We start from the raw sequence: 23,713 nt of genomic DNA, 5'->3' as shown, positions 1-23,713 counted from the left end.
CTATGAATGCTCCCCTCGGCCTTGGCGACTACTTGCTGCCCGCAGCGAACCCCTTGACCCCTTTGCCGGTCGCCGCGACGGTGATGGCCACCGTCTATCTCCTCGGGGCGCTGTGTCTGTGGAGGCAGCATCGACGGTGGTCGGTGTTGCGCACGATAAGTTTCGTTTCCGGCTGCGCGGCCCTTACAGCTGTCACGGGACTCGCGGTAGAGGACTACGGCAAAGCTCTGCTTTCGGTGTTCATGTTCCAGCAGCTGACCTTAATGATGGCCATACCACCGCTGCTCGTGCTTGGTTCCCCAGGTACCCTTCTGTTGCGCGCCACCCCGCACCGCGGCGTCGGTAAAAGTGCCTTGAGAGTGGCGCACGGGGCGTTGCGGTGGAGAGTGTCGAGATGGGCTCTAAGCCCCTGGGTCGCATTACCTGCCTACCTTGCGGCCTTCTACGGCCTGTACATCGCCGATCTGCTCGATCTCGTTCTGGCCGTGCCTGGCGGTCACACCGCCTTAGAGGCTGCGTTCCTTATCAGCGGGATCCTATTCACCATCCCGGTGCTTTCCGCAGATCCGCTGCCGGTTCGCATGAGCCACGGAGGCCGGGCGCTGGACCTGTTCGCTGAAGCGGCATTGCACGCTTTTTTTGGGGTGTTCCTCATGATGGCGACCAGTCTGGTGGTTACAACATTCGCTGAATCGACCATGTCCCTAGGGATCGATCCGATCGAGGATCAACGCGTAGCCGGCGGTCTCGCATGGTCCTACGGCGAAGCGCCCACGCTCATCATGATCCTGATTGTGATGCACCGATGGTTCCGGCATGACTCCGTTCGTGACGCCGCCGCCAGCAGATGGGCCGACGCGCACGGGGATCCGGAGCTTGACGAGTACAACGATTACCTGCGCCGTCTGGAAAGAGGCGGGTCCGCATGACAGCACTTCGCTGGACAACCGGCGCATCGCGCAACTCTCAGGTGTGCGTCAGTCGGACGGATGCCTTGCCCTTGACGGCGGCGTTGCCCGCGGCGGCAGTGGCGGGGTGGCTGATGGATGCGGCCACACCAGACCGCGGATGGTGGCCTCTCGCTTTCGTCAGCGTGACAATGTTGCTCCCAACTCTCCTCGGGAGAGGCACGCTCGCATCCTTCATCGTGGGATGCGTCTTCGGGGCCGTGTTCAACCTCGCCCACCTCATCTGGGTGGCGCAGTTCCTCGGACCCGTGCCCTGGCTGGCCCTCAGCGCCCTGCAGACAGTCCTGATCGGTGTCGGCAGCGTAAGCATCACCCTCGTCTACCGTTGGGTGAAAATACGTCGTCTCAGTGGAACCCTAGACCTGCTGGGTATCCCCGCGCTGATAGCCACCACGTGGAGCGCGCGGGAAGTGCTCGTCGGAATGTGGCCGTACTCGGGTTTCCCCTGGGCGCGGGTAGGAATGACGCAGGTCCCGGGACCTTTCCCTGAAGTGGCGTCGTGGGTGGGAACGACAGGTCTGTCCTTCTTCGTCGTGGGCGTGTGCGCCGCCATCGTGCAGGCGCTCAGGCCGGGGCGTCGCACGCTCCGTGCTGGTGTGCCGGCTGTCGTGGGGGTCCTGCTCATGGCGGTCATACCCCAGTACCCCACTCAAAGTGTCGGGACGTTCACCGTCGGGTGGGTCCAAGGCAACGGACCTGCAGGCTATTTCGACGACCGCGACGAAGGCGACATGCTCCGAGCCCAAGCATCGACATCGAAAGCGATTCTGGGCCAGCTGATGGATGTGCTCGCCTGGCCAGAGGGCTCTGTGGACATCGATCCGGCGTCTTCAGAACTCACCCGTCGACTGCTGAGCGAAATCGCCGCCGTGTACGGTGCCCCGCTCCTGATGAACGCGGCAACCACGAGAGGCGAGCAAACGTTCAACTCAACCATGCTGTGGACGGCGGACGGCAGCGAGCAGAGCTACGACAAGATCAACCCGGTCCCGTTTGGCGAATACGTGCCCGACCGGTGGCTGTTTGAACGTCTCGCGCCTGACCTTGTCGGTCTGATCCAGCGGGAATACACCCCAGGCACATCGGCGCCGGTGATGGACGTGGGAGACACCCGCATCGGCCTGGCGATCTGTTTCGACGTCATCTACGACGACGTGATCTTCGATGCAGCACGGCGAGGCGCGCAGATCTACATCTTCCAGACAAACAACGCCGACTTCCGCGGAACAGACGAAAACGTGCAGCAGCTCGCCATCGCTCGCATGCGAGCCATCGAAACGGGGCGCGCAGTGGTCAACGTCTCCACTGTGGGAACAAGCCAAGTGATCAACCCCGATGGGTCGACCGCAGAGACCATCGGGGTGGACACTGCCGCTGGGCGAGTGAGTGAAGTGCCGCTACGAACGGGGGCCACACCGGCCAGTCTGCTCAGCCCCACCCTTGAGACCGCGATGGTCGTCGCGTCGGCCGGTGCGCTCTTGTGGGTTCGCCTGCGCATCCACACCCAGAAGAGGCAATGAGCTGCACAGGACGGAGGACTGCATCGCACCCCGCACGAGCCGCGCACGCTGTACGACCGCGAGCTGCCCCGGCCCGGCTGTGACGGGCAGGTGGGATTGGTACTATCGCTGCAATGCCGGTGACCGCGGGACGCGCCCCACTAGGATCCACTACCGCCTCCGTCGTGAGAATGAGGATCATAGCCAGCCTCGTCCTGCTCTTGATGTGTCTCCTTGCTATGTGGTCGAGCAGCCACTCTGATGCTTCCGCGATCTCCGACGTGCCCTCCTTGACCCTCACGGGAGAGAGCGGTCAAGGTAGCCAAACAGTCCTAGATGAGCCCGCCGGTGACGTTGTTACCAGCCTGACGCAGGCTCTCCCGGCGGCGGCTGTAGCCCTATGCCTGGTCGGAGTGTGTGTTGGGGGAATGCTGCTGGAGCGTCGCTTCCGCCTCACGCGGTCCCAACTCAATGCCATTTGCTCACATCGACGCGATCAGCCTCGTCCCGTGCGGACCGTCCGTCCACACCCCACGACGCTGAGCTTGACTGAATTGTCTCTCTCACGGACCTGAGCCATGCCGGTGCTCTGAGACACTACGCCAACGAAGCTGTAGTCAAACGCATCATTCCCACCTCACAGGGCGGGCCGTACAGATGCACTCAGAGCGTTCAAGGTCCGATTGATCGACGACTGCCATAGGTGACCAGTCCCAGGCGCCGCAGTCCCACTGAAAGTCGCCATGCACACGCTTTTTGCCACCCGTTCGCCTCGCTGGTTCGCAGCCGCCGGCATTATCGCGACGGCACTGTCAGTAATGCTCGTCCTGTCTAGTTCCCCGCCGGCTCGTGCTCACGACGCTTTAGTCCAGTCCTCTCCAACAGCAGACTCAGTGGTCACGTCAACTCCTGCCGAGGTGTCAATGACCTACAGCGGGGAGGTCTTCGACGCCTCCAGCGCCATCGCGGTAGAAGTGATTGACTCCTCTGGAGCGAACGTTGCACGGACGCCTCCGGTCGTCACTGACACGACGGTCACTCAGGCGGTGGAGCCGGTCCTCTCTCCAGGCATAGTCACGGTGCGCTGGCGCGTGGTCTCCAGCGACGGTCACCCCATCAGCGGTGAGTATGCGTTCACAGTTGACGCTCCCGTGGCGCCTACGTCCTCCGCCGAACCGGACCCTTCTCCTGCCACGGGTGCCCCCTCCGCACCTGGGCAGAGCCCTGCCGTCTCTTCGACACCAGAACAGAGCGCGACATCAGGCGCCATGGCGGAGGTCGAAGAGCCGCACAGCGGCATCGGTCTCCCGCTGGTAGCGACTGGAACCGCCGTCGTCATTCTGGGGGTGGCAGCGCTTGTGCTTTTTTCGTTCGGACGGCGTCAACGACAGCAGATGGAGCAGCAGCGACAAGGGGGCACTGTCGATGAGCAGTGAGATTCAGCCAGCTCACCAGCCACGCCCCCTGACCCGCAAGGAACGGCGCCACGCTAATGGGTTCAGGATGCGTGACGCGTGGCGCTCCCGCCGGCCCAAGGCCGCGCACTCATCGCGCGCTCGCCCGCTGGTCGCAAGTGCGTTAGCGGTGGCCCTGATGTGTCCTCTGGCGCTGCCGGCGTACGCCGCTTCACCCGTGGTCACCGAGCTCACTCTGCAGCAAGCCGGTGCGGGCGACTCACAACAATTCACCGCATCCCGCGCGCTGCCCGCTTTCCCCTTGGACAGGCAAAGCTACGCCGCAACCTCCCAGGAAGAAATCGAACAAAAGAAGGCGAAAGAGGCTGCGGCAGCTGCGGCCGCCGCAGCACGCGCCGCAGGTGCAGCTCGACCCGCCACCACCTCCGCCACCGGACGTGCAGTCCCTGTCCTCGCCACCGGTAGCGGCGTCGTGCGCTGGCCACTGACCTCGACGTTCAATGTCACCGACCGATTCGGGGCACGAGGCGGGGCGCACATGGGCACCGATATGGTCACCGCGGGAGGCACGCCAATCTACGCGTCCGTGGCCGGTACAGTCGGCATCTCGAGCGAGAGCTATGGCGCCTATGGCGTCGCCGTCACCGTAGATTCCGTCGTCAACGGCCAACGTATCCGGGCCGTCTACCCGCACATGCAGTACAACAGCCGACAGGTCGGCAGCGGCCAGCAAGTGCAGGCGGGTCAACTCCTCGGCCTCGTCGGAAGCACGGGCCGCTCCACCGCAAACCACTTGCATTTCGAGGTGTCCGTCAACGACGTCACCGTGGATTCCCTGGCGTGGTTGGAAGCGAATGCTCAGTGACTAAATGCGCCCCTACAAAGCGCGGCGGCAGGCGCCGCGCCGCACCGCAGCGAACGGCACTGCAAACGAAACTCGACGATCGATACGGCCGCACTGCGCTTCCCTGGCGTCGCCGAGCTTTCTGGGTCAGTGTCGCTGTGTTCGCGGTGGCTGCCATTGCCTACCTGGTCTGGATCACACTTCAAAACAGCTTGGACGACATCTCCATCGCCGAGACCGGCTACCTCGTCGTCGATGAGCGGGCTGTGACGGTGTCCTTTCAAGCCACCCCTCCCTCCGGCGCACGGTTTGCGTGCGCCATCCAAGCCCTGGACGAGGATTTCGGCGTCGTGGGGTGGCGGGTCGTCGAGTACGGCCCCTTCCCCGAGACCACTCGATCCTTCACCGAACGCGTTCCGACCCTCGCCCTAGCAACCACCGGCACCGTCAAAGAGTGCTGGACAATCTAAGGATTCCACCCGTGACCGAATCATCCGCCCTCACCCTTGATGGGCTGTCCCTGCTGATGGTGTGGACGGCCATCGGCGTTTACGCGCTCGCCTTTGCGGCGTATGCCATCGACCTTGCCGTGCGCGTGTCTCGCGTCGAGGCGCGCGCTGCGGAACTCGTAACGGTCGGGGACGGGGCTCCCCCGGTGGCGACCCCGGCGGCCGCGGTGCAATTGCAAGTGCCGCCACGTGAGCGCGAACGTCTCGTATGGGCTCGTATTGGAACAGCTCTCACCATTTTGGGATTCGCGCTGCAGCTGAGCGGGGATGTCCTCCGAGGCATCGCCGCAGCCCGTGTGCCGTGGGCGAACATGTACGAATTCGCACTCACCGGCACCCTTCTCATCGTCGGCGTGTTCCTTTTCGTCCTTCGGTGGTACGACCTGCGTTTCCTCGGCTCCTTCTTGCTTGGAATGGTCGTCCTTCTTCTGGGTGGTGCGACCTTGGCGTTCTACGTCGAAGTCACCCCTCTGATGGACCCGCTGCGAAGCGTGTGGCTTGTCATCCACGTCTTCGTGGCCTCCCTTGCGACTGCGCTGTTCGCCATCGCGTGCGGCCTGTCCGTGACGCAACTTCTGCAACACCGGCGCGAGAATCGCCCCTCCGTCAACACGCGGCGGGGCCTGCTTCGAACCCTGCCCACCTCTGAAGATCTGGAAGCCCTGGCTTACCGGTTCGCCATCATTGGCTTCATCTTCTGGACCTTCACCCTGATCGCCGGAGCCATCTGGGCAAACGACTCCTGGGGACGCTTCTGGGGTTTTGATACCAAAGAGGTGTGGACTTTCATCATCTGGGTGCTGTACGCCGGGTACATCCACGCCCGTGCCACCCGTGGATGGCGCGGTAACCGTTCTGCGTGGCTGTCCATCGTCGGGTTCGCTGCGGTGCTATTCAACTTCACTGCCGTGAACATGTTCTTTAAGGGTCTGCATGCCTATTCGGGGCTGAACTGATGCCTACTTCCGGCGCCAAGCTTGGGCGCGCCCACCCGACGGTGACGGTGGGGTCACCTGGCTCCACGCGGCTTCCGTCTCTGCAACCGCGCCGTTGGAACGTGTACCGCGTGATTGCGCTCATCATCCTCGTCGTCAGCGCAGTCGCTGCCTTGGTGTGCGCTCTCGCAGTCGGCGGTGGCGCTGCCCCCTTGCAACTAGCCGACGCAGGGCCCCTCGCAAGGTGGGGGCTGCCAGTGTCAAAGCTCGTCGTAAACATGAGCGCCGCGGGGATGGGAGGGGCGCTCTTTGTCGCCTTGTTCACGTTGCGCGTCGAACAGCGCGGGTTTGAATTGGCGTTGGATGTTGCCGCGGTATGTGCCGCCATCTTCACTGTGGCATCTGCTGCTACTGGCTTCTTCAGCTTCATGGTCATCTTCAACCCCGCGTTCAATGCCGGTCCCGAATTCGGGTCTCAGCTTGGCCGGTACCTCGTGCAGACCGAGGGGGGACGTGTGTGGTTGATGACGACCATCGCGGGTGCCATTCTCGCGGTGCTCACATTTGCGGTGCGTTCGTGGGGCGGGACAGCAACCGTGGCACTTCTCGCGCTGGCAGCGCTTGTCCCGATGGGAACACAAGGCCATTCAGGTGATGAGGCCTCTCACCAGCAAGCCACGACAGCCATCGTCATACACCTCATCGCCGCAGCGGTCTGGCTCGGTGGTCTGCTGCTGCTGGCGATCATTCGTTCCGTCACTTCCAAGAGTGAGATGGCGACAGTTCTGATGCGGTACTCCACCATCGCCGTTATTGCCTTCGCGCTCGTCGCGTTCTCGGGCACGGTTCGAGCCGCCATCGGCCTAGAAACTCTCGGTGCTCTCGCCTCCCCTTACGGCCTCATCCTCATCGTCAAGGTTGTAGCCCTCACCGCCATCGGTGTTCTGGGGGCGATCTACCGACTGCGTCTACTCCGAAGGATGCGCGCCAACCCCAGCGACGCCAAGACTTTCTGGCTGCTGTTGTGTGCGGAGTTGGGATTGATGGGGATGGCTAGTGGAGCGGCTGCCGCTCTCGCGAGAACACCGCCGCCGATTCTCCCCGAACCTGCAGGCGCGCTCACACCCGCTGAGGTACTCACCGGCGCTCCGCTACCTCCTGAGTGGACTATGTCGCGTTGGTTCACGGCGTGGAGCCCCGACCTGCTGTGGTTAGTTGCCGCCGTGCTCGGACTCATCTTCTACGTGAGCGCTGTGCTGCGGCTAAAGGCGCGTGGGTACCGATGGAACCCCTGGCGGGCGACCGCGTGGGTGGCAGGGACGCTCCTCTTGGTATGGGTCACTAGCGGAGCGTTGGGCGCTTACCGTAGCTACATCTACAGTGCGCACGTTCTTGGGATAGTCATTCTCCTTGTCGGGGTGGTGCCCCTTCTCGCAGCCGGGGCGCCAATCGAGCTCGCCCGCAAGGCAGCCCATCGCCGCGAAGACGGCAGCAGGGGAGGGTATGAATGGGCGCAGGTGCTCATGCATTCGCGAGGTGTGCGTTTCGCTTCGGCACCCGTGGTCGCTGTCCCGGCCACCGCGATGTTGATTTGGCTGCTTTTCAGTTCTGACCTCCTCCGTTGGACAGTAGGGGATCTCCTAGGGCGGCAAATGGCGACGGCAGCAACCCTCGTCGTGGGATCTCTGCTCGTGCGTGGCTTGATAGGTGGTGACGGGTCCAGCCGCCGGCCGACACAGATGAAGCTGCTGATGGTCGTCGGTTTAGCTGTGGCGATGGCGGTTGTATCTGTGTACATCTCTACTGCCGGTCTAGTAGCCGCCGACTGGTTCGGTGCGATGGGCCGCACCTGGGGTAGAGCACCAGCCGAAGACCAAGACTTCGGTGGAGTGGTGCTGGCTGCTGGCTCCGCGATCGCGGTCGTTCTGGGTGGGTGGGTGGTGTTCCTCTCCCGTGCGCGGTAGAACGACGTCCTAGATTCCTCATGCGGCGTGCGACAGAAGCCGTCATGGCTGATCTGAGGTGCTCTACCCGCTCAGCGGTGATGGTCGTCGTCGTGCTCTTCCTCGAGGAGCATTCCCACGGAGGTGGCGCAGGCGTCGCCGCGCCATGCCTCGATACCCTCTCGGATTGCGAAGGCGGCGATGACGAGTCCGGCGATCGCATCGGCCCACCACCAGCCGAACAGGCTGTTGACAATGAGGCCGACGAGAACCGCGGCGGACAGGTAGGTGCAGATGAGGGTCTGCTTGGAGTCGGCCACAGCGGTTGCCGATCCCAGCTCGCGGCCCGCGCGTCGTTCCGCCAGCGAGAGGAATGGCATGATGACGACGCTGAGCGCGGTGAGCACGATTCCGACAGTGGAGTGCTGCACGTCGACTTGGCCCACGAGCGCGAGCACCGACGTTGCGGTGACGTAGGCGGCAAGGGCGAAGAACGCCACGGCGATAACGCGCAGCGTGCCCTTCTCCCACCGCTCGGGGTCGCGGCGGGTGAACTGCCAGGCCACGGCTGCCGCCGAGAGGACTTCGATCGTGGAGTCCAGGCCGAACCCGATCAGCGCAGCCGATGAGGCGACGGTGCCGGCGGTGATGGCGACGACGGCCTCAATGAGGTTGTAGGCGATCGTCGCGGTGACGATCCACTTGATGCGGCGTTGGAGAGTGTGCCGGCGGTCGTCTGTGGGGCGAGGGGTGGTGGTGGTCATGCGCAGGTGCAGCTTTCTCCGGCGCAGCAGCCCGGTTCGACATAGAGGACGACGCGTAGCAGCTCGTCCAGGGCGGGTGAGAGGTGAGAGTCAGCAAGCCGATACCAGGTGCGCCGCCCATCCGGCACAGCCTCCACGAGCCCGCACCCTCGAAGGCACGCGAGCTGGTTCGACATGACCTGTCGGGAGACGCCGAGAGCGTCCGCTAGGTCGGAGGGGTAGGCGGGTGCTTCCCGCAGTGCCAGCAGCACGCCCGCGCGCGTGGAGTCGGAGAGCGCGTGGCCGAGGCGCGCGAGCGCGGCGGTATGCGTCACGGTGGCAGTCGCAGTGGCTGTGGACACGTGTCGACAGTACAGGACTTGCTGAATAATCATCCCCGGTTGGGCGGCCCACTCCGGTGGACGCGCGCAGGGGGATGAATAGGAGTGTTGCGCTACATACCCTAGGGGGGTATGGTATCTAGGTGAACGGATACGAGGGCAACAAAGACGACCTCCAGAAGCGGCTGCGTCGCGTCGAGGGTCAGGTACGAGGGATCGCCCGAATGGTCGATGAAGACAAGTACTGCATCGACATCCTTACGCAGGTCTCCGCCGCGACGAAGGCTTTGGAGACGGTTGCTCTATCCCTGCTCGGGGATCACCTCCGCCACTGCGTCGCGGAGGCGAGCGCAGAGGGCGGCCAGGTTGCCGCAGAGAAGATTCGTGAGGCCAACGACGCGATTGCACGGCTCGTCCGTTCCTGATCCCGCACCAACCCCAGAGGAGCAAATCATGACCGACCGCATCGACCTCGGCCTGAAAGACACCAACGCCGGCTGCGCTTGCTGCGCCACGTCCGCAGCGACAGACGCACCCGCGTCCACCGCGGCGACGGTGACAGAAGACGTCCTGGTGACCGGAATGACATGCTCGCACTGCGTGTCGAGCGTCACGGAGGAGCTGACTGCGATCGACGGTGTCGAGAACGTCACGGTAGACCTCAACGCCGGCGGTACGTCGCGCGTCACCATCCACAGCTCGACCCCGATCGATGCCGCCGCAGTGCAGGCCGCGGTGGAGGAGGCCGGCTACACCCTGGCCGGCGCACCCGCATGAGCGCGGTCGACGTCGAACTCGATATTTCCGGGATGACATGCGCGTCGTGTGCGACCCGGATTGAACGCAAGCTGAACAAGCTTCCCGGTGTGGAAGCAACGGTGAACTACGCCACCGAGAAAGCACGTGTTCGCGGGAACGACGTCGACCCTGCCACCCTGATCGCCGCCGTCGAATCCGCGGGGTACCAGGCGGCTCTCCCCGCACCGCCACCGAGCGGTGACATCGATGAGAACACCCCAAACCGAGAGGACGGCGAGGTCGGGGCGCTACGGCGGCGTCTGCTGATTAGTGCCGCCCTGTCGCTGCCGGTGGCAGTGTTGTCGATGGTCCCGGCGTTGCAGTTCGAGTACTGGCAGTGGCTTGCCCTCACTCTCACCGCCCCGGTGGCGGTCTGGGGCGCGTGGCCGTTCCACCGGGCCGCGGCCGTCAACGCCCGACACGGCGCGGCGACCATGGACACCCTCATCAGCGTTGGCGTCATCGCCGCATTCGGGTGGTCCCTTTACGCGCTGTTCTTCGGTGGCGCAGGCATGCCCGGCATGACGATGACGTTCACCCTCGTCGGTACCCCGCAGGCCGGGGGCCACGAAATCTATCTGGAAGTGGCCGCGCTGGTCACCGTCTTCATCCTGGCCGGGCGGTATGCCGAAGCGCGCGCGAGGAAATCATCGTCGGAGGCGTTACGGGCGCTGCTGGAGATGGGCGCGAAGCACGCCACGCAGCTCGTCGACGGCGCCGAACGGATGGTGCCGGTCGCGCAGCTGTCGGTCGGAGACACTGTGCTCGTTCGACCGGGGGAGAAGATTCCCTCCGACGGGCTGGTGATCGATGGTGCCTCCGCCGTCGATGCCAGCATGCTCACCGGAGAATCAGTCCCCGTCGAGGTGACGACTGGGTCGCGTGTCATAGGAGCGACGGTGAATGTCGGCGGCCGCCTCACCGTAGAAATCACCCGGGTCGGCGCCGACACCGAGCTCGCGCGCATGCGCCGGCTGATGGAGGAAGCCCAAACCGGCAAGGCCAAGGTGCAACGCATCGCTGACCGGGTGTCGGCCGTGTTCGTCCCGATCGTCATCGGACTTGCCGCCGCCGCCTTCGTCGGCTGGATGATCGCTGGGACATCGCTGGAACAAGCGTTCACCGCCGCGGTCGCGACACTAATCATCGCGTGCCCGTGCGCGCTTGGCCTCGCCACCCCCACCGCCCTCTTGGTGGGCACCGGCCGGGGCTCGCAGCTGGGAATCTTGATCCGTGGACCGCAGGTGCTGGAGCAGACCCGCACCGTCGACACCATCGTGCTCGACAAGACCGGCACCGTGACCACCGGCAAGATGACCGTCACCACCGTTCACCCCGCCCCTGGTGTCACCCGGGACGAGCTGCTGCGGGTCGCCGCTGCGGTCGAGGCGGGCTCCGAGCATCCCGTCGCCCGCGCGATCACCGCCACCGCGCCTGGTGCATATGCGGACAGCTTCGCCTCGCACGCCGGGTTCGGTGTGCAGGGGATCGTGGACGGCGCCGCGGTGGTCGCGGGCCGCGCCTCCTGGCTGGCCGAGCAGTGGGGCATCCGCCCACCGTCGGAGGCCGCAGCGGAGCTGAACACGCTCGCTCGTACCAGTACCGCAATCGCGGTCGGCCGCGACGGGCAGTACCTGGGCGCGATCGGCGTGGCGGACACGGTGAAGCCGACCAGCTCGACCGCCATCGCACTGTTCCGCGCACTCGGGCTGCGCCCGGTGCTCCTCACCGGCGACAACGACACCACGGCCGCACGGATTGCCGCTGAGGTCGGCATCTCCGACGTGCACGCCGGCGTCACCCCCGCCGGGAAGCTCGAAGTGATCCGCCGGCTCCAAAACGATGGCCACGTGGTCGCAATGGTCGGTGACGGCGTCAACGACGCCGCGGCCCTCGCCGCAGCCGACCTCGGCCTTGCGATGGGGGGCGGCACGGACGCGGCGATCGCCGCCAGTGACATCACGATCGTCTCCGGCGACCTGACCGTCGTGGCCGACGCGATCCGACTTTCCCGCCGCACCCTCCGCACCATCAAGAGCAATCTGTTCTGGGCCTTCGCCTACAACGTCGCCGCCATCCCGATCGCCATGGCCGGGCTGCTGAACCCGCTCGTCGCCGCGGCGGCCATGGCGCTGTCGTCGGTGTTCGTCGTGACCAACAGCCTCCGGCTGCGCCGGTTCCGCCCCGAGCCGGCACCCGTGCACATCGCCCGCACTCCCATGCCCCAACCGGCCTGAATCGTGCGCCGTGGCGGCGCACCCAGCGAAGGAGGCTCCCATGAGCCAGCACGAACATCACAACCACTCGGCCCGCACGAACCACCAGGGCCACAACGCTCCGGCGGCAACGGCAGTACACGACCACGCAGCGATGGGCCACCCGCACGGCACGGATGATCGGGCACCTGCGGCGGGGCACGCCGGGCACGGTCACGCCGACCACGGCGGTCACGCCGGTCACGGTGATCACGTCGCCCGGTTCCGGCGGCTGTTCTGGATCATGCTGGTTCTCGCGGTGCCGGTCGTGGCTTTCTCCAGCATGTTCTCGATGCTGATCGGCTACCCGCTGCCGGACGCGGCGTGGGTGGGATGGGTGTCCCCGATTCTCGGGACCGTCATGTATGTCTGGGGTGGCGCCCCGTTCCTTACCGGCGCCGTCAGCGAGCTGCGCGCCCGCAAGCCCGGCATGATGCTTCTCATTGCCCTCGCGATCACCGTCGCGTTCCTCGCGTCCTGGGGGGCAAGCCTCGGGCTGTTGCACCACGAGTTGGACTTCTGGTGGGAGCTGGCGCTGCTGGTCGTCATCATGCTTCTCGGGCACTGGATCGAGATGCGATCCCTCGCCCAGACCACCTCCGCCCTCGACTCCCTCGCCGCGCTCCTGCCCGACGAGGCCGAGAAGGTGGACGGGGAAACCACCGTCACCGTCGCCCCCGCTGAGCTGCAGGTCGGTGACGTGGTTGTGGTCCGCCCCGGTGGGCGGGTTCCCGCGGACGGGCGGATCGTGCAGGGCTCGGCCAGCATGGACGAGTCGATGATCACCGGAGAATCCCGCCCCGTTCGCCGCGGCGACGGCGATCAGGTCGTCGCCGGCACGGTCGCCACCGACTCCGGAGTTCGCGTAGAAATCACCGCGGTCGGGCAGGACACCGCCCTCGCGGGCATCCAAAAGCTCGTCTCTGAGGCTCAAAACTCCTCCTCTCGCGCGCAGCGGCTCGCGGACCGTGCTGCGGGGTGGCTGTTCTGGTTCGCGCTCGGCGCGGCCGCGGTCACCGCTGTGGTGTGGTCCCTGGTGGGATTCCCCGACGAAGCGGTCATCCGCACCATCACCGTTCTGGTCATCGCCTGCCCGCACGCCTTGGGACTGGCGATCCCGCTCGTCGTGTCGATCGCCACGGAGCGTGCCGCGCGCGGCGGTGTTCTGATCAAGGACCGTCTCGCGCTGGAAAGCATGCGCACCGTCGACACGGTGCTGTTCGACAAGACCGGCACACTCACCAAGGGAACGCCGGCCGTCACCGCGATCGACCCTGCCGAAGGGGTCGATGCAGACGAACTGCTGGCTTTGGCCGCCGCCGCCGAGGCGGACTCTGAACACCCCCTTGCTCGGGCGATCATGAACGCCGCGAAAGAGAAGCAGCTCACCGTGCCCTCCTCCAACGACTTTGAATCGTCCCCGGCCGTCGGTGTCCGCGCGCACGTCACCGGGCGCACCGTCCAGGTCGGCGGCCCCTACATGCTCGAGCAGGAGAAGGCCGCTGAGCGGTCGATCGCGAACGAGTGGCGCAAGGAGGGTGCGATCATCCTCCACGTTCTCATCGACGGGCAGGTGGCAGGAGCGCTGCGCCTGGCGGATGAGATCCGCCCCGAATCGCGCGCTGCGGTCGACGCGCTGCACCAGCGGGGCGTGCAGGTGGTCATGATCACCGGAGACGCCGAAGCGGTTGCCGCCTCCGTCGCCGCCGACCTCGGCATCGACCGCTTCTTCGCCGGGGTCCGCCCAGAAGACAAGGCATCCAAGGTCAAGCAGCTCCAGAACGAATCCCGCAAGGTCGCCATGGTCGGCGACGGGGTGAACGACGCACCCGCCCTCGCACAAGCCGATGTCGGTATCGCCATCGGCGCGGGCACCGACGTCGCCATCGCGTCCGCCGGGGTCATCCTCGCCAGCGACGACCCCCGCTCCGTGCTGTCCGTGATCGACCTGTCGCGGGCCAGCTACCGGAAGATGAAGCAGAACCTGTGGTGGGCCGCCGGATACAACCTCATCTCCGTCCCCCTCGCCGCCGGAGTGCTCGCCCCTATCGGGTTCGTCCTCCCCATGTCCGTCGGAGCGATCCTGATGTCGCTGTCCACGATCGTCGTCGCGCTCAACGCGCAACTCCTGCGTCGGCTCGACCTCAGCCCGCAAGCCGTCGCCGCGAAGTAGTTTCCCCGCGCCCGCAACCCCCCGAATCGTCCCCGTCGCCCGCTCGTATCGTGGCAGGCGCCGGGGACGGTCCCCGGGAAAGGACCAGCGAACATGACTGCTATCGATCAGATGCTCACTACTCACCCCAAGGCCGCGTCCATTGAGGCCGCGGACGTACTCGCCCGCTGCATTGAGGCCTGCATCGAATGCGCGCAGACCTGCACCGCGTGTGCCGACGCGTGCCTGTCAGAAGACATGGTGGCCGAGCTGGTGACGTGCATCACCAAAAACGCCAACTGCGCCGACATCTGCACCGCGACCGGTGCGGTGCTTTCTCGACAGACGACGGTGGACGTCGAGGTGGTTCGCGCTGTTGTGGAGGCATGCCGCACCGCGTGCGCCGCGTGCGCGCAGGAATGCGAGCAGCACGCCGACATGCACGAGCACTGCCGGGTCTGCGCAGAGGCATGCCGCCGCTGCGAGCAGGCGTGCAACGACCTCCTCGCGGCGTTGTAACCCACCAGTTCCCGTCACCCACTCGCGGGCAAAGCGCGCGTTGGCCGTCAAGCGGCCCACCCGCCCTCGCCGGCGAAAGTTAGCCTAGAAACCGACCAGGAGGTGAAGATGTCGCTGATTACCCTCGCGCAGCATGTGCGTGGCCAGCGTGCATTCACCCGCACCCTGCTGATGGTGATCGCTGTAACCGGCGCCGTCATCGTGGGGCTCCTGGCAATGCACTCCCTCAACACCCACACCACCGCCTCCGGACATGGCGACACGGTGGCTGTCGCGGGAGAGGTATCGACCCATCACGATGCGTCGCCCCTCTCCGCCCAGCTGAACACGACCGCCGCCCACGACGACGGCTGCGGCGACTGTGGCGACGATCACGCCATGGCCTGGATGGCGTGCGTGTTGGCGCTGCTTGTCAGCGTGCTCGTGCTCGCACGTCACCGTATCGGGTGGCGCATTACCGTCCGAGACGACGTACTCCGCGCGGTACAGGCCCGGTGGCCCGCGCCCGCACAGATTGTCCCGCCACCTTCCCTCACGGTTCTCTGCATCAGTCGCACGTGATGACGCGTACGCCCGCCTTCCGCGCGGGCAACGCATCTTCCCGCACGACAACCGTCGTGCCTCATCACCGACCGATGGAGACAACCACCATGAAGACCCGCGCCGCGGCGACCGCCGCGTTCACTCTCGCCGCCCTGCTCACTCTCGCCGGATGCTCCGGCGGGACCACCTCGGGCGGCAGCATGCCCGGAATGGACCACGGCAGCAGCAGCAGTGCTAGCCCCGCGCAGTCCGCGGACGCCAACGAGGCGGACGTCATGTTCGCCAGCATGATGATCGAGCACCACACTCAAGCGATCGAGATGTCCGACACGCTCCTGTCGAAAGACGGCATCGACGAGCGCGTCACCGCCCTGGCGGAGCAGATCAAGGCCGCTCAAGAGCCTGAAATTGCGACCATGGAAGGGTGGCTCGAGGACTGGGGAGCCACCTCCTCCGACATGGGCGGCATGGACCACAGCGGCGGCGGCATGATGAGCGAGGACGACATGCAGGCCCTCGAGCAGGCCACCGGCACGGACGCCGCCCGACTGTTCCTTCAGCAGATGATCGAACACCACCGCGGCGCGATCGAGATGGCCCAGGAAGAGGCCAGCAACGGCCAGAACAGCGACGCCGTCGCCCTGGCCAACCAGATCGTCGAATCGCAGACGTCCGAAATCGCGACCATGGAGGAGCTTCTGGCAACTCTCTGATCACCCGGGTGGGGCGCGGAAAACCACCGCGCCCCACCACCCGATCAGACGAAACGCACCCCCAATGCAGCACCACCACACCAACCTCACCGCGCCGGGCTCCCGCACCCGCGCCTTGTCCTTGGTCACCCTCGTCCCCATGGTCGCGCTCGCTCTCGCAGGCTGCGCCGGTTCACCGTCCCTCACCGGTGACGACCACCCTGAGCAGCCGCTCACACACGTGCACGGCATCGTTGATGACCCCGCCACCGATGGGTTCCTTATCGGAACCCACGAGGGCATCTTCACCGTCACCCGTGACGGTGAGCTGGGCGCCCGCCTGGCGAAGACGGACTTCGACGCGATGGGCCTGACCGTCCTTGACGACACACTCGTGGCATCTGGCCACCCCGGTCGGACCACCCCGCCCGAGCTGGGAGCCCCCAACCTGGGCATCATCCGAAGCTCCGACAACGGGCAGAGCTGGCAACCCACCGCATTCACAGGCGAGAAAGACTTTCACGCCCTCGCCGCGGACCCCCGCGGAACGCTCTACGGCGTCGCCACCGACGCCAATGAAATGCTCACCAGCACAGACGGCGGTGTCTCCTGGCAGCCCACCGGGGCACCCGTCTACGCCATGTCGCTCGCCGTTGACGCAGCAGGGCGAGTGATGGCCTCCACCGCGGATGGTCTGCTGGTCAGCACCGACCGGGCTGCCACATTTCAGGCGTGGCCGGATGCTCCCCTTCTTGCCGGGCTCAGCGCCTCCCCGGACCACAACCGCGTGGTCGGTATCGGCACCCAGGGACGGATCTGGGCCACAACCGCGGGAGCGCAGAACTGGTTCGAAGTCGGAACGATCCACGGCACCGCCCAAGCCGTCACCATCACCAACAACGGCGACATCCTCGTCGTCGATGACAGCGGCCTGAGCCTCATCCCCTACCAGCAGTAACGCGCATCGCGGCGGGCACCGCCCTCCGCCACCCGCGAAGGGCCCGCACGAATACCCGTGCGGGCCCTCCTCGTTCCCAGATCAGCCGCGGTGCTGGGAACCGTCACCGGTGCTCCCGCTGATGGGAGCGTGGTCTCGACGGAGCAGATACAAGGCTGCCCACCCGAGCAGGCCGAGCGTTGTGAAGATGTCAGCCACGTTGAAGATGGCGAACCAGTCGACAGCGATGAAGTCGACCACCTCTCCGCTGAGCGGTCCGGTTTCAGCGCGTGTGGTGCGGTCCCACAGGTTGCCGATCGCGCCGCCGAGGGCGGCAGCCAGCAGCGCAGTAGCGCCCATGCTCTGCCTCCGCAGCACTCGGATGACGATCCACGTGAGCAGCGCGGCGACAAGGACCATAACGCCGACGACAAGCGGCGCTCCCACATCGCCGCCGAGACCGAATGCGACCCCAGGGTTGAACACGAGGCGCAGGGATACGCCCAGCCCAAGGTCGATATCACGGCCTCCGTCGAGGTAGGACAGGGCCCACGCTTTGGTGAGTTGGTCGACCGTGAAGGCGGCAACTACGGCAGCAGCGGCAGCGAGGAGGCGTGTGAACCTGCTCACGACAGGACTTCGATGAGACGAACGATCACGCCGGACTCGACCAGGATGTACAGACCCAACCCGATGAACACGGCCGGCACGAGCCAGTGCTCGATCTTCTCAAGAGCCTCTGTGACAGCCTTGCTGGTACCCACGAAGCGGGCGATAAGACACCACACGGCAACGAGTACCAAGAACACGATGATGGTAACGATGGTGTCCGGAACCGGGTTGGTGCGGAAGACAGGTGTGTACAGCGAGATGTTGTCGGCACCGTTCGCGATGGTAATGCCGGCAACTCCGAGCAGGCCCCCGGCGCTGATGGAGCTTTCGTCGTCGTCGTCATCGTCGCCGCGATGTCGGAGCGTACGAATCAGCCCGTACACACCGATCGCAAGTGGGACCAGGCCCAGCAGCCCGACCCATTCATCCGGAACGATGGTGAGGCCTGCGGCGGCGAGGCTGCTGATTGCGACCAGAGCGATGAAGCCGAGGTACTGTCCGGCCACGACCTTCCATCCCGGGAGGGCTCCGCGTGCGGACGCGAGAAACAGAACGGTGAGGACGACGATGTCGTCGATGTTCGTCGCCGCGAACAGGCCGATGGCGGCCACGATGGTTCCGATCATCGGGCGTCGCTCCCGTACGTCTTGCACAGATCGACCTTGAAACCCGTCGCGGCGAGGAGTCGCTCGGCCGCTTCGAGAACATCGATCACCTCGGGAGTGGAGACAGAGTAAAAGTTCTGTCGGCCCTCACTGCGGGCAACAACGAGTCCGCATTCGCGGAGGCATCCAACGTGCTCTGACACGGTTGACTGCGCCAAGCCGAGTTCGTCGGTGAGGTCCCTCACCCGCGCTTCACCAACGGACAGCCGACGCAGGATCGTCAGGCGACTGTGATCGGCAAGAGAGTGGAACAGAGATACAGCAGCTGCGAGCTCTTGTGTCATCGGCATGTGACGATCATATCGGTAACTGCCGATTAATAAGTGGTGCGAAACCGATCGGTTTTGCACCGCTCCCGAGCTCATCGACGAGGTGCCGGAAATCCGCCTCTCGCTGTGGTGTAAAACCCCGTCGCAAAATCCGAAACGATGCAAAAACGAGAGGAACCCTTTTGCATCATCTAGTAGAGTCGAGGACCGAGGGGAGCAACCATGGCCGAGTCGCAGACGAAGATCGAGCAGCAGTACCCGGAGCTGATCGCGCAGCTCACCGACAAGCAGCGTCGGGCCGTGGTGCAGTCGCTCGCCGCCTTATGACGAACGTGATTGGGTACGCCCGCGTCTCACGTCGGGAGCAGAACCCGGCAGCGCAGGAGGCCGAGCTGCGCGCGGCCGGCGCTACCCGTGTGTTCGTCGATCACGGCGAGTCCAGCCGGATCGCTGCGCGCCCGCAGTGGGTCGCATGCCTCGATTACCTCCGCGAGGGTGACACTCTCTTGGTGCGCCGCCTCGACCGTCTCGGCGGCAGCGAACGGATCATCCTCGACACCCTCAATGAGCTGCGCGAACGCGGCATCGACATTCGCAGTCTGACCGAACCGCAGATCGACACGACAACCCCGATGGGCCGTGCCTTGTTCGGGATCGTCGCTGTGTTCGCAGAGCTGCGCATCGACACGATCCGAGAGAACACGCAGCGCGGCATGGATCACGCCCGCGCGCAAGGAAAGGCGATTGGTCGACCCTCGAAGCTCGACGCCGACCAGCTCGCGCAGCTCCGCCGCATGCGCGAGGAAGACGGGCTCAGTTTCGCGCGGATCGGAAACGTGCTCGGCGTCGACAAGTCGACCGCCTCTCGCGCTTACGCCGACATCATCCGCTACGCGGACGAGCAGCCCGTTTCTGGCGGCGTCTCGTGAGGTGGCTGGGGTGGATGAGGTCGCCCCGCGTGTGGCTGGTCCTCTTAGTCGTCGACGTGCTTGTCGTCGTTGCGTCGGCCGTCGTTCTTGCGTTGGGTGCGGCTGAGTTCCCAACGCTCCTCGTGGTCGCTTTCTGGGTACTTCTCTCGATCGGGCTCAGCAACGTCGTGACAAGTTCGGTGCAGCTGCGGCGGACACGCCGGCTCCGTGCCGAGCAGCCGCCAGCGTTCTGACCGGACGTCATCGCCACTCTTTCCCCAGCCCCCTGATAAATGCCGTCCTTCACAGAACGGCACCCCGTCAAGGGTGCGGCGTGCCGCATCACGGAGTGACGCGAAGCGCTCTTGACGGAGTGCTGGGCTGTGACAATCCCGGGCATCAGGGGGAAGGGGGTCTCCCCAGCGAGGCCGCTGAGCGGTCGGACAACTAGGGTCCCGCTGTCCACCTGTGGGCGGGTGGAGCCCGGAGGTAGCTCGGGCCGTCCACAGGTGGTCAGGGGGATACGTCAGCCGCCGTACGACTGACTCTCGGAGGCGTCGGCCGGCGGCGTGGCGGCGGCCTCGTTGGACGATGACTTGCGCGCTGCGCGCTGTCGCGGTGCGCGCTTCTTGCCCGCCTCCGTGAAGCCGATCTTGCGCAGCTCGGCGGGCGTCCAGCCGGCGTCGATCGTCGAGCTGTAGGCGCGTGCGTCGTCGCGCTCAGCGGCGGCGACTTTCTCGCGCTCTTCGCGCTCGACCTCAGCGATGCGCGCCGCGGATGCCTCGCGCACGTTTGCGAGTTTCTGCCGAGATTCGGCCAGCTCGCGTACCGACGTCAGTCGATCGTCAAGGGCGCGCTGCGCGCGCTCCATTGCTTCCTGGGGGGAGAGTTCCTTAGCCATGCAAGCAGCCTACGTATGCTGCACCGTCCGCGTGAGGCTCCTGGCACTTCGTACACCCCACACACGCAATTGACGGAGCAAGCTATACATTTAGGTGCCCTAAATGGTCTCGACCTGTCGACATGCGTCGAGAGGTGCGGCACACTTGACGTGTGCGGTCCCCGCAGGTGCGGGGGCGCTGCGCTGGGCCGAGGGGAGGGTGAGCATGTCTGATGAGACGCCTACGCCTCGCCCGTCCGAGCGTCGTCGTCGCCCGAATGTGGCCGGCGGTCGTGTGGCGCGTCATGTCGTGAAGGCCAGCCCCGAAGAGGAGGGCGTGCTGTTGCGCCTGGCCCTCACGCAGGGCGTCACGATCCCACGTCTTCTCGTGGAGAGCGCGCTTGCGCAGGATGCCGGTGAGACGGCATCGGAGCGGCGTGCGACGATCACGAAGCTGTACGAGCTGCATCGGCTGCTCGCCGCTATCTCGAACAACGTGAACCAGATCGCGAAGGCCACCAACGCCACGCATGAGCTGCACCCCGAGACGTTCGCGACGCTTGCCGCGGTGCGCAAGACGGCGATGCGGATTGACGAGCTGACCGACGAGCTGAGCGTGACGTGATGCCGAACATCACGCGGGGCGATCGCATGTCGGGCCTCGTGACGTATCTCGTCGGTGGCGGTCGCCACAACGAGCACAGCGAGCCCCACCTTGTCGCGGGCGACGATGCGCTCATGGCGTGGTACGACGATGCCGAGCTGAGCCGCGACAGCGGCCTGGCGATCGCGCGTCACCTGGACCGCCCGCACAAGCAGCTTGGGGTCGACGTCAAGGGCGGTCACGTCTGGCACGCTTCCCTCTCGCTTCGCGCGGAGGAGGGCATCAAGACCGACGCCGAGTGGAACGCAATTGCCACCGACTTTGTGGCCGCGATGGGGTTTGACGACAACGGCGGAACCAAGGCACCGTGTCGCTGGGTGGCTGTCCGTCACGGCCTCTCGAAGGCCGGTAATGACCACGTGCATATCGCCGTGAATCTCGTGCGCGAGGACGGTACGAAGGCGTCTACTCACCTCGATTACGTGCGCGCCCAAAACGCCGCGCGAGCGCTCGAAGTGAAGCACGGTCTCGAGCTGTTGGAGTCGGCCAAGGGGGAGCGCGCGACGCGCGGCTACAGCCCCGCCGAACAGGCCAAGGTCGAGGAGCGTTCGGCGCTGTTCGCACAGCGCAAGTACGAAACGCACGCCGCGCAGATCGCCGGCGACGTCACCCCGTGGCACCAGCTCGACCCCCGCGAACGGCAGACCCGGATTACCGCTGAGATTCGTCTCAACGCGCCCCGGAACGACCTCGCCCGCAAGGTGCGCGCGTGCGCGAGCGCGAGCGAGAACGAAGCTGAGTTCGTGCGCCGTCTGCGCCGCTCCGGGGTCGTCGTGCGGCCCCGCTACGCGGAGAGTCAGTTCGACGTCATCACCGGGTATTCGGTGGCCGCGAAGCCCGCACAGGGGGAGCGTCCCATTTGGTACGGCGGCGGTCACCTGGGCCGGGACCTTACCCTGCCAAGGCTTCGCGCCGAGTGGCCTGACAGTCCGACGGGTGCAAAGGACGCCGCGGCCGAGTGGGACGCGGCGCAGCGCAACAAGCGGCCCGTCGCACCGGGACGCGAGACGGCGGAACCTGACCCCGAGTTGTGGGACCGGTACACCGCCGAGCTAGCAGAGCTGCACGAGACGTTGCGCTCGGTTCCGCTGGATGACCGCGACACATGGGCGCGCGTTGCACGGCAAACCTCAGGGGCGTTCGCGGCGTGGTCCAACGCCGTCGAGGACATTCCCGGCGACCTCGCCGCAGCCTCGGACGAGTTGGCGAAATCGGCGCAGACCTACCGCGGCCAAGGGACGCCGAAGAAGGCGCGCCGAGTTTCTGCCTGCGGTGCCGCAATGCTCCTTGCGACCGCCGTCCGAGGCGGTCAAGGAACCGCCGCACAGGCGGCGATGCTGCGTCAGCTCATGGGGCTCACCCAGGCCGTCTACGAGGCCGCGAAAGCCACGCAGCAGGCACGACACGCGGAAGCAATCGCGACCGAAGTCCGCACCCGTTTGGGTCGGGTGCGCGCCGCTCTGCCGGCAGCGTCAACGAGCGCCGCGCCGACCGCCGCCCAGGCAGCCACCAAGATGGCACCGCGGCGCATCGACATGTCGGCCGTCATTGACGAGGCAACTCGCGAAGCACTGGACAAGATGAACCGGGCCGAGGAGAACCGTCGCGAGGGAACGACCTCGCCGCTTCCGTCGACGATCGAATCGAACCGCCCCAGGACTACAACCCCCGGTCTCGACGGAGGCGTGGAACGATGAAAGGAGCACGCCATGGTCGATGAGAGCGACGGTATTTCGGAAGCTTTCGAGGAGCAGCTCCGCGTCGCGGTGACAGCCGGCGGACGCGTGGGCGAAATCATCGCTCGACAGCGCGAGAAAGCAGCCCGACGCGCACAGGCCGCGAGCCAGCAGCACGCGCGCGAGCTGGCATCGCGGTTCGATGCCGAACGACAGTCCGCCCGCGCTCAGCTCAGCGTCGTTCACCGCAATGAATGGTGGGAGCACGCCACCCCCAAGCAGATTGGCGCGACGTTGGCCACGGCCCGCGCGTGGGGCGGGGAAGACCCCGAGGCTATGCGCGCCGAGGGACGCATGCGCGAAGAGCTGCGCACCCGCTACGGCCTCAACGCTCACCAAGCCGGCGGTGACCCTCAGGCGGTGGGAGCAGCCGTCGACGCCGAGCTGTCGCGGCGGCAGTCCGAGACAAAGCAGCAGCACGGCACGAGCGAAGAAACAAAAGCGGCGCTACTGATGCGTGAAGCCGACCGCGCCGACCGCCAGGCCGACACGACGGGCGAGCGCGTAAGGGACGTTCTTGCAGGCTCGGACGAGCGAACCCAGGCCCGCGAGGAGGCGCAGTCGTACCAGCGTGCAGCCACGTCCGCCCGCGTCGCGGCCGGCAGCACGTACGACTCCGTAGAACGCCGCAAGATCGAGGCGAGCAAGCTTCATGCCCAGGGCGTCGAGGGGGAGGCCGTGGCTGCCAGAATGAGCGCTGATCTTGGCAACGCTAAGCCAGCTACCGAGGCCGTCAAGGGCACCCCCGGGGTCGGTGTCAGGGCGCGGCCGGCTCAATATGGGGCGGCCCGCGTACACCGCGATGAGCGGGCGCGATAGTGAAGGCACCAGTCGCCGGCCGATCAGGTGAGCAACGGAGGGCCAATGGAACTTCGCCTCATCAGAT

General features: G+C 65.8%; 25 protein-coding genes and 1 pseudogene. 19 read left to right on the top strand and 7 right to left on the bottom strand.

Features of this window, described 5'->3' with window-relative positions; translation table 11 throughout:
• Window positions 1–2 precede the first annotated feature (2 nt).
• The 3 genes and pseudogenes from MRBLMI1_RS15510 to MRBLMI1_RS15500 form a co-directional block, all read left to right on the top strand.
• Entirely contained in the window at window positions 3–929 is a 927-nt protein-coding gene (locus tag MRBLMI1_RS15510) for a cytochrome c oxidase assembly protein (protein WP_154921728.1), read from the top strand.
• A 113-nt stretch (window positions 930–1,042) separates the two neighbouring features.
• Entirely contained in the window at window positions 1,043–2,488 is a 1,446-nt protein-coding gene (gene lnt / locus MRBLMI1_RS15505) for an apolipoprotein N-acyltransferase (protein WP_261742765.1), read from the top strand.
• Window positions 2,489–3,210: 722 nt separating this feature from the next.
• Window positions 3,211–3,597 (top strand): annotated as a pseudogene (locus MRBLMI1_RS15500) (copper resistance CopC family protein); the annotation flags it as partial.
• Between the two features lie 129 nt (window positions 3,598–3,726).
• Here MRBLMI1_RS15500 and MRBLMI1_RS15495 read toward each other — a convergent pair.
• On the bottom strand, window positions 3,727–3,879 hold the full coding sequence (locus MRBLMI1_RS15495; RefSeq protein ID WP_261742736.1) for a hypothetical protein: 153 nt from the start codon (window positions 3,877–3,879) through the stop codon (window positions 3,727–3,729).
• Window positions 3,880–4,099: 220 nt separating this feature from the next.
• On the opposite strand from MRBLMI1_RS15495, the gene MRBLMI1_RS15490 reads away from it, so the two are divergent.
• The 4 genes from MRBLMI1_RS15490 (at window position 4,100) to MRBLMI1_RS15475 (ending at window position 8,134) form a co-directional block, all read left to right on the top strand.
• Window positions 4,100–4,747, top strand: a complete 648-nt coding sequence (locus MRBLMI1_RS15490) for a M23 family metallopeptidase (protein WP_261742735.1) — start codon at window positions 4,100–4,102, stop codon at window positions 4,745–4,747.
• Window positions 4,723–5,196: a DUF4307 domain-containing protein gene (locus MRBLMI1_RS15485; RefSeq protein WP_318278021.1), complete on the top strand. Its 474-nt coding sequence runs from the start codon at window positions 4,723–4,725 to the stop codon at window positions 5,194–5,196. Before MRBLMI1_RS15490 ends, MRBLMI1_RS15485 begins: the two co-directional genes overlap by 25 nt.
• Before the next feature lie 11 nt (window positions 5,197–5,207).
• Complete coding sequence (ccsB, locus tag MRBLMI1_RS15480; RefSeq protein ID WP_261742733.1) at window positions 5,208–6,191, top strand: c-type cytochrome biogenesis protein CcsB; 984 nt, start codon at window positions 5,208–5,210, stop codon at window positions 6,189–6,191.
• 110 nt (window positions 6,192–6,301) lie between these two features.
• On the top strand, window positions 6,302–8,134 hold the full coding sequence (locus MRBLMI1_RS15475) for a cytochrome c oxidase assembly protein (RefSeq protein WP_367734368.1): 1,833 nt from the start codon (window positions 6,302–6,304) through the stop codon (window positions 8,132–8,134).
• A 71-nt stretch (window positions 8,135–8,205) separates the two neighbouring features.
• Here the strand turns inward: MRBLMI1_RS15475 and MRBLMI1_RS15470 are convergent, their stop codons facing one another.
• Window positions 8,206–8,877 carry a cation diffusion facilitator family transporter gene (locus MRBLMI1_RS15470; RefSeq protein ID WP_058233657.1) on the bottom strand — a complete coding sequence of 224 codons (672 nt, stop codon included), beginning with the start codon at window positions 8,875–8,877 and terminating at the stop codon, window positions 8,206–8,208.
• Entirely contained in the window at window positions 8,874–9,251 is a 378-nt protein-coding gene (locus MRBLMI1_RS15465) for an ArsR/SmtB family transcription factor (RefSeq protein WP_076677834.1), read from the bottom strand. The genes MRBLMI1_RS15470 and MRBLMI1_RS15465 overlap by 4 nt, the downstream gene beginning before the upstream one ends.
• 89 nt (window positions 9,252–9,340) lie before the next feature.
• Between MRBLMI1_RS15465 and MRBLMI1_RS15460 the strand changes: the two genes are divergently transcribed.
• From MRBLMI1_RS15460 to MRBLMI1_RS15425, 8 genes are all read left to right on the top strand, one after another.
• On the top strand, window positions 9,341–9,622 hold the full coding sequence (locus tag MRBLMI1_RS15460; RefSeq protein ID WP_058233655.1) for a metal-sensitive transcriptional regulator: 282 nt from the start codon (window positions 9,341–9,343) through the stop codon (window positions 9,620–9,622).
• Window positions 9,623–9,650: 28 nt separating this feature from the next.
• The gene (locus MRBLMI1_RS15455) at window positions 9,651–9,974 is read left to right on the top strand and encodes a cation transporter (protein ID WP_367734366.1); all 324 of its coding nucleotides are present in this window, start codon (window positions 9,651–9,653) and stop codon (window positions 9,972–9,974) included.
• Window positions 9,971–12,232, top strand: a complete 2,262-nt coding sequence (locus MRBLMI1_RS15450; RefSeq protein WP_367734364.1) for a heavy metal translocating P-type ATPase — start codon at window positions 9,971–9,973, stop codon at window positions 12,230–12,232. Before MRBLMI1_RS15455 ends, MRBLMI1_RS15450 begins: the two co-directional genes overlap by 4 nt.
• Before the next feature lie 40 nt (window positions 12,233–12,272).
• A complete protein-coding gene (locus tag MRBLMI1_RS15445) occupies window positions 12,273–14,423 on the top strand; it encodes a heavy metal translocating P-type ATPase (RefSeq protein WP_414685926.1) in 2,151 nt (716 codons plus the stop codon).
• A gap of 93 nt (window positions 14,424–14,516) precedes the next feature.
• A complete protein-coding gene (locus MRBLMI1_RS15440) occupies window positions 14,517–14,921 on the top strand; it encodes a four-helix bundle copper-binding protein (RefSeq protein ID WP_108320501.1) in 405 nt (134 codons plus the stop codon).
• Window positions 14,922–15,029: 108 nt separating this feature from the next.
• A complete protein-coding gene (locus MRBLMI1_RS15435) occupies window positions 15,030–15,482 on the top strand; it encodes a DUF6153 family protein (RefSeq protein ID WP_108320502.1) in 453 nt (150 codons plus the stop codon).
• A gap of 89 nt (window positions 15,483–15,571) precedes the next feature.
• Window positions 15,572–16,177, top strand: a complete 606-nt coding sequence (locus MRBLMI1_RS15430; RefSeq protein WP_108320503.1) for a DUF305 domain-containing protein — start codon at window positions 15,572–15,574, stop codon at window positions 16,175–16,177.
• Between the two features lie 64 nt (window positions 16,178–16,241).
• Window positions 16,242–17,114, top strand: a complete 873-nt coding sequence (locus tag MRBLMI1_RS15425; RefSeq protein WP_239277143.1) for a F510_1955 family glycosylhydrolase — start codon at window positions 16,242–16,244, stop codon at window positions 17,112–17,114.
• 81 nt (window positions 17,115–17,195) lie between these two features.
• Here the strand turns inward: MRBLMI1_RS15425 and MRBLMI1_RS15420 are convergent, their stop codons facing one another.
• Genes MRBLMI1_RS15420 through MRBLMI1_RS15410 form a run of 3 tightly spaced genes read right to left on the bottom strand, consistent with a single transcriptional unit; the run spans window position 17,196 to window position 18,660 of the window.
• A complete protein-coding gene (locus MRBLMI1_RS15420; RefSeq protein ID WP_164878281.1) occupies window positions 17,196–17,723 on the bottom strand; it encodes a signal peptidase II in 528 nt (175 codons plus the stop codon).
• Complete coding sequence (locus tag MRBLMI1_RS15415; RefSeq protein ID WP_108320784.1) at window positions 17,720–18,331, bottom strand: cadmium resistance transporter; 612 nt, start codon at window positions 18,329–18,331, stop codon at window positions 17,720–17,722. The genes MRBLMI1_RS15420 and MRBLMI1_RS15415 overlap by 4 nt, the downstream gene beginning before the upstream one ends.
• Window positions 18,328–18,660 carry an ArsR/SmtB family transcription factor gene (locus MRBLMI1_RS15410; RefSeq protein WP_108320785.1) on the bottom strand — a complete coding sequence of 111 codons (333 nt, stop codon included), beginning with the start codon at window positions 18,658–18,660 and terminating at the stop codon, window positions 18,328–18,330. Before MRBLMI1_RS15410 ends, MRBLMI1_RS15415 begins: the two co-directional genes overlap by 4 nt.
• Before the next feature lie 302 nt (window positions 18,661–18,962).
• On the opposite strand from MRBLMI1_RS15410, the gene MRBLMI1_RS15405 reads away from it, so the two are divergent.
• Entirely contained in the window at window positions 18,963–19,568 is a 606-nt protein-coding gene (locus MRBLMI1_RS15405) for a recombinase family protein (protein ID WP_367734359.1), read from the top strand.
• 505 nt (window positions 19,569–20,073) lie between these two features.
• On the opposite strand, the gene MRBLMI1_RS15400 is transcribed toward MRBLMI1_RS15405, so the two are convergent.
• The gene (locus MRBLMI1_RS15400) at window positions 20,074–20,448 is read right to left on the bottom strand and encodes a hypothetical protein (RefSeq protein ID WP_367734357.1); all 375 of its coding nucleotides are present in this window, start codon (window positions 20,446–20,448) and stop codon (window positions 20,074–20,076) included.
• A gap of 205 nt (window positions 20,449–20,653) precedes the next feature.
• On the opposite strand from MRBLMI1_RS15400, the gene MRBLMI1_RS15395 reads away from it, so the two are divergent.
• From MRBLMI1_RS15395 to MRBLMI1_RS15385, 3 genes are read left to right on the top strand one after another with little or no spacing between them, the layout of a single operon-like run.
• Complete coding sequence (locus MRBLMI1_RS15395; RefSeq protein ID WP_367734354.1) at window positions 20,654–21,052, top strand: MobC family plasmid mobilization relaxosome protein; 399 nt, start codon at window positions 20,654–20,656, stop codon at window positions 21,050–21,052.
• Window positions 21,052–22,788, top strand: coding sequence for a relaxase/mobilization nuclease domain-containing protein (locus tag MRBLMI1_RS15390; protein ID WP_367734352.1), 1,737 nt, complete (start codon window positions 21,052–21,054; stop codon window positions 22,786–22,788). The genes MRBLMI1_RS15395 and MRBLMI1_RS15390 overlap by 1 nt, the downstream gene beginning before the upstream one ends.
• 12 nt (window positions 22,789–22,800) lie before the next feature.
• The gene (locus MRBLMI1_RS15385; RefSeq protein ID WP_367734350.1) at window positions 22,801–23,646 is read left to right on the top strand and encodes a hypothetical protein; all 846 of its coding nucleotides are present in this window, start codon (window positions 22,801–22,803) and stop codon (window positions 23,644–23,646) included.
• Window positions 23,647–23,713 lie beyond the last annotated feature (67 nt).

Origin of the sequence: Microbacterium sp. LMI1-1-1.1 (assembly GCF_040815675.1) — a bacterium.
Lineage (GTDB): Bacteria > Actinomycetota > Actinomycetes > Actinomycetales > Microbacteriaceae > Microbacterium.
This window is presented reverse-complemented; position numbering and strand designations above follow the sequence as displayed.

Coding starts and splice junctions, on each gene's coding strand:
- MRBLMI1_RS15510 (WP_154921728.1), top strand. CDS start 3: ATGAATGCTCCCCTCGGCCTTGGCGACTACTTGCTGCCCGCAGCGAAC.
- lnt (WP_261742765.1), top strand. CDS start 1,043: ATGGATGCGGCCACACCAGACCGCGGATGGTGGCCTCTCGCTTTCGTC.
- MRBLMI1_RS15470 (WP_058233657.1), bottom strand. CDS start 8,877: ATGACCACCACCACCCCTCGCCCCACAGACGACCGCCGGCACACTCTC.
- MRBLMI1_RS15465 (WP_076677834.1), bottom strand. CDS start 9,251: ATGATTATTCAGCAAGTCCTGTACTGTCGACACGTGTCCACAGCCACT.
- MRBLMI1_RS15455 (WP_367734366.1), top strand. CDS start 9,651: ATGACCGACCGCATCGACCTCGGCCTGAAAGACACCAACGCCGGCTGC.
- MRBLMI1_RS15450 (WP_367734364.1), top strand. CDS start 9,971: ATGAGCGCGGTCGACGTCGAACTCGATATTTCCGGGATGACATGCGCG.
- MRBLMI1_RS15445 (WP_414685926.1), top strand. CDS start 12,273: ATGAGCCAGCACGAACATCACAACCACTCGGCCCGCACGAACCACCAG.
- MRBLMI1_RS15440 (WP_108320501.1), top strand. CDS start 14,517: ATGACTGCTATCGATCAGATGCTCACTACTCACCCCAAGGCCGCGTCC.
- MRBLMI1_RS15435 (WP_108320502.1), top strand. CDS start 15,030: ATGTCGCTGATTACCCTCGCGCAGCATGTGCGTGGCCAGCGTGCATTC.
- MRBLMI1_RS15430 (WP_108320503.1), top strand. CDS start 15,572: ATGAAGACCCGCGCCGCGGCGACCGCCGCGTTCACTCTCGCCGCCCTG.
- MRBLMI1_RS15425 (WP_239277143.1), top strand. CDS start 16,242: ATGCAGCACCACCACACCAACCTCACCGCGCCGGGCTCCCGCACCCGC.
- MRBLMI1_RS15415 (WP_108320784.1), bottom strand. CDS start 18,331: ATGATCGGAACCATCGTGGCCGCCATCGGCCTGTTCGCGGCGACGAAC.
- MRBLMI1_RS15410 (WP_108320785.1), bottom strand. CDS start 18,660: ATGCCGATGACACAAGAGCTCGCAGCTGCTGTATCTCTGTTCCACTCT.
- MRBLMI1_RS15405 (WP_367734359.1), top strand. CDS start 18,963: ATGACGAACGTGATTGGGTACGCCCGCGTCTCACGTCGGGAGCAGAAC.
- MRBLMI1_RS15400 (WP_367734357.1), bottom strand. CDS start 20,448: ATGGCTAAGGAACTCTCCCCCCAGGAAGCAATGGAGCGCGCGCAGCGC.
- MRBLMI1_RS15395 (WP_367734354.1), top strand. CDS start 20,654: ATGTCTGATGAGACGCCTACGCCTCGCCCGTCCGAGCGTCGTCGTCGC.
- MRBLMI1_RS15390 (WP_367734352.1), top strand. CDS start 21,052: ATGCCGAACATCACGCGGGGCGATCGCATGTCGGGCCTCGTGACGTAT.
- MRBLMI1_RS15385 (WP_367734350.1), top strand. CDS start 22,801: ATGGTCGATGAGAGCGACGGTATTTCGGAAGCTTTCGAGGAGCAGCTC.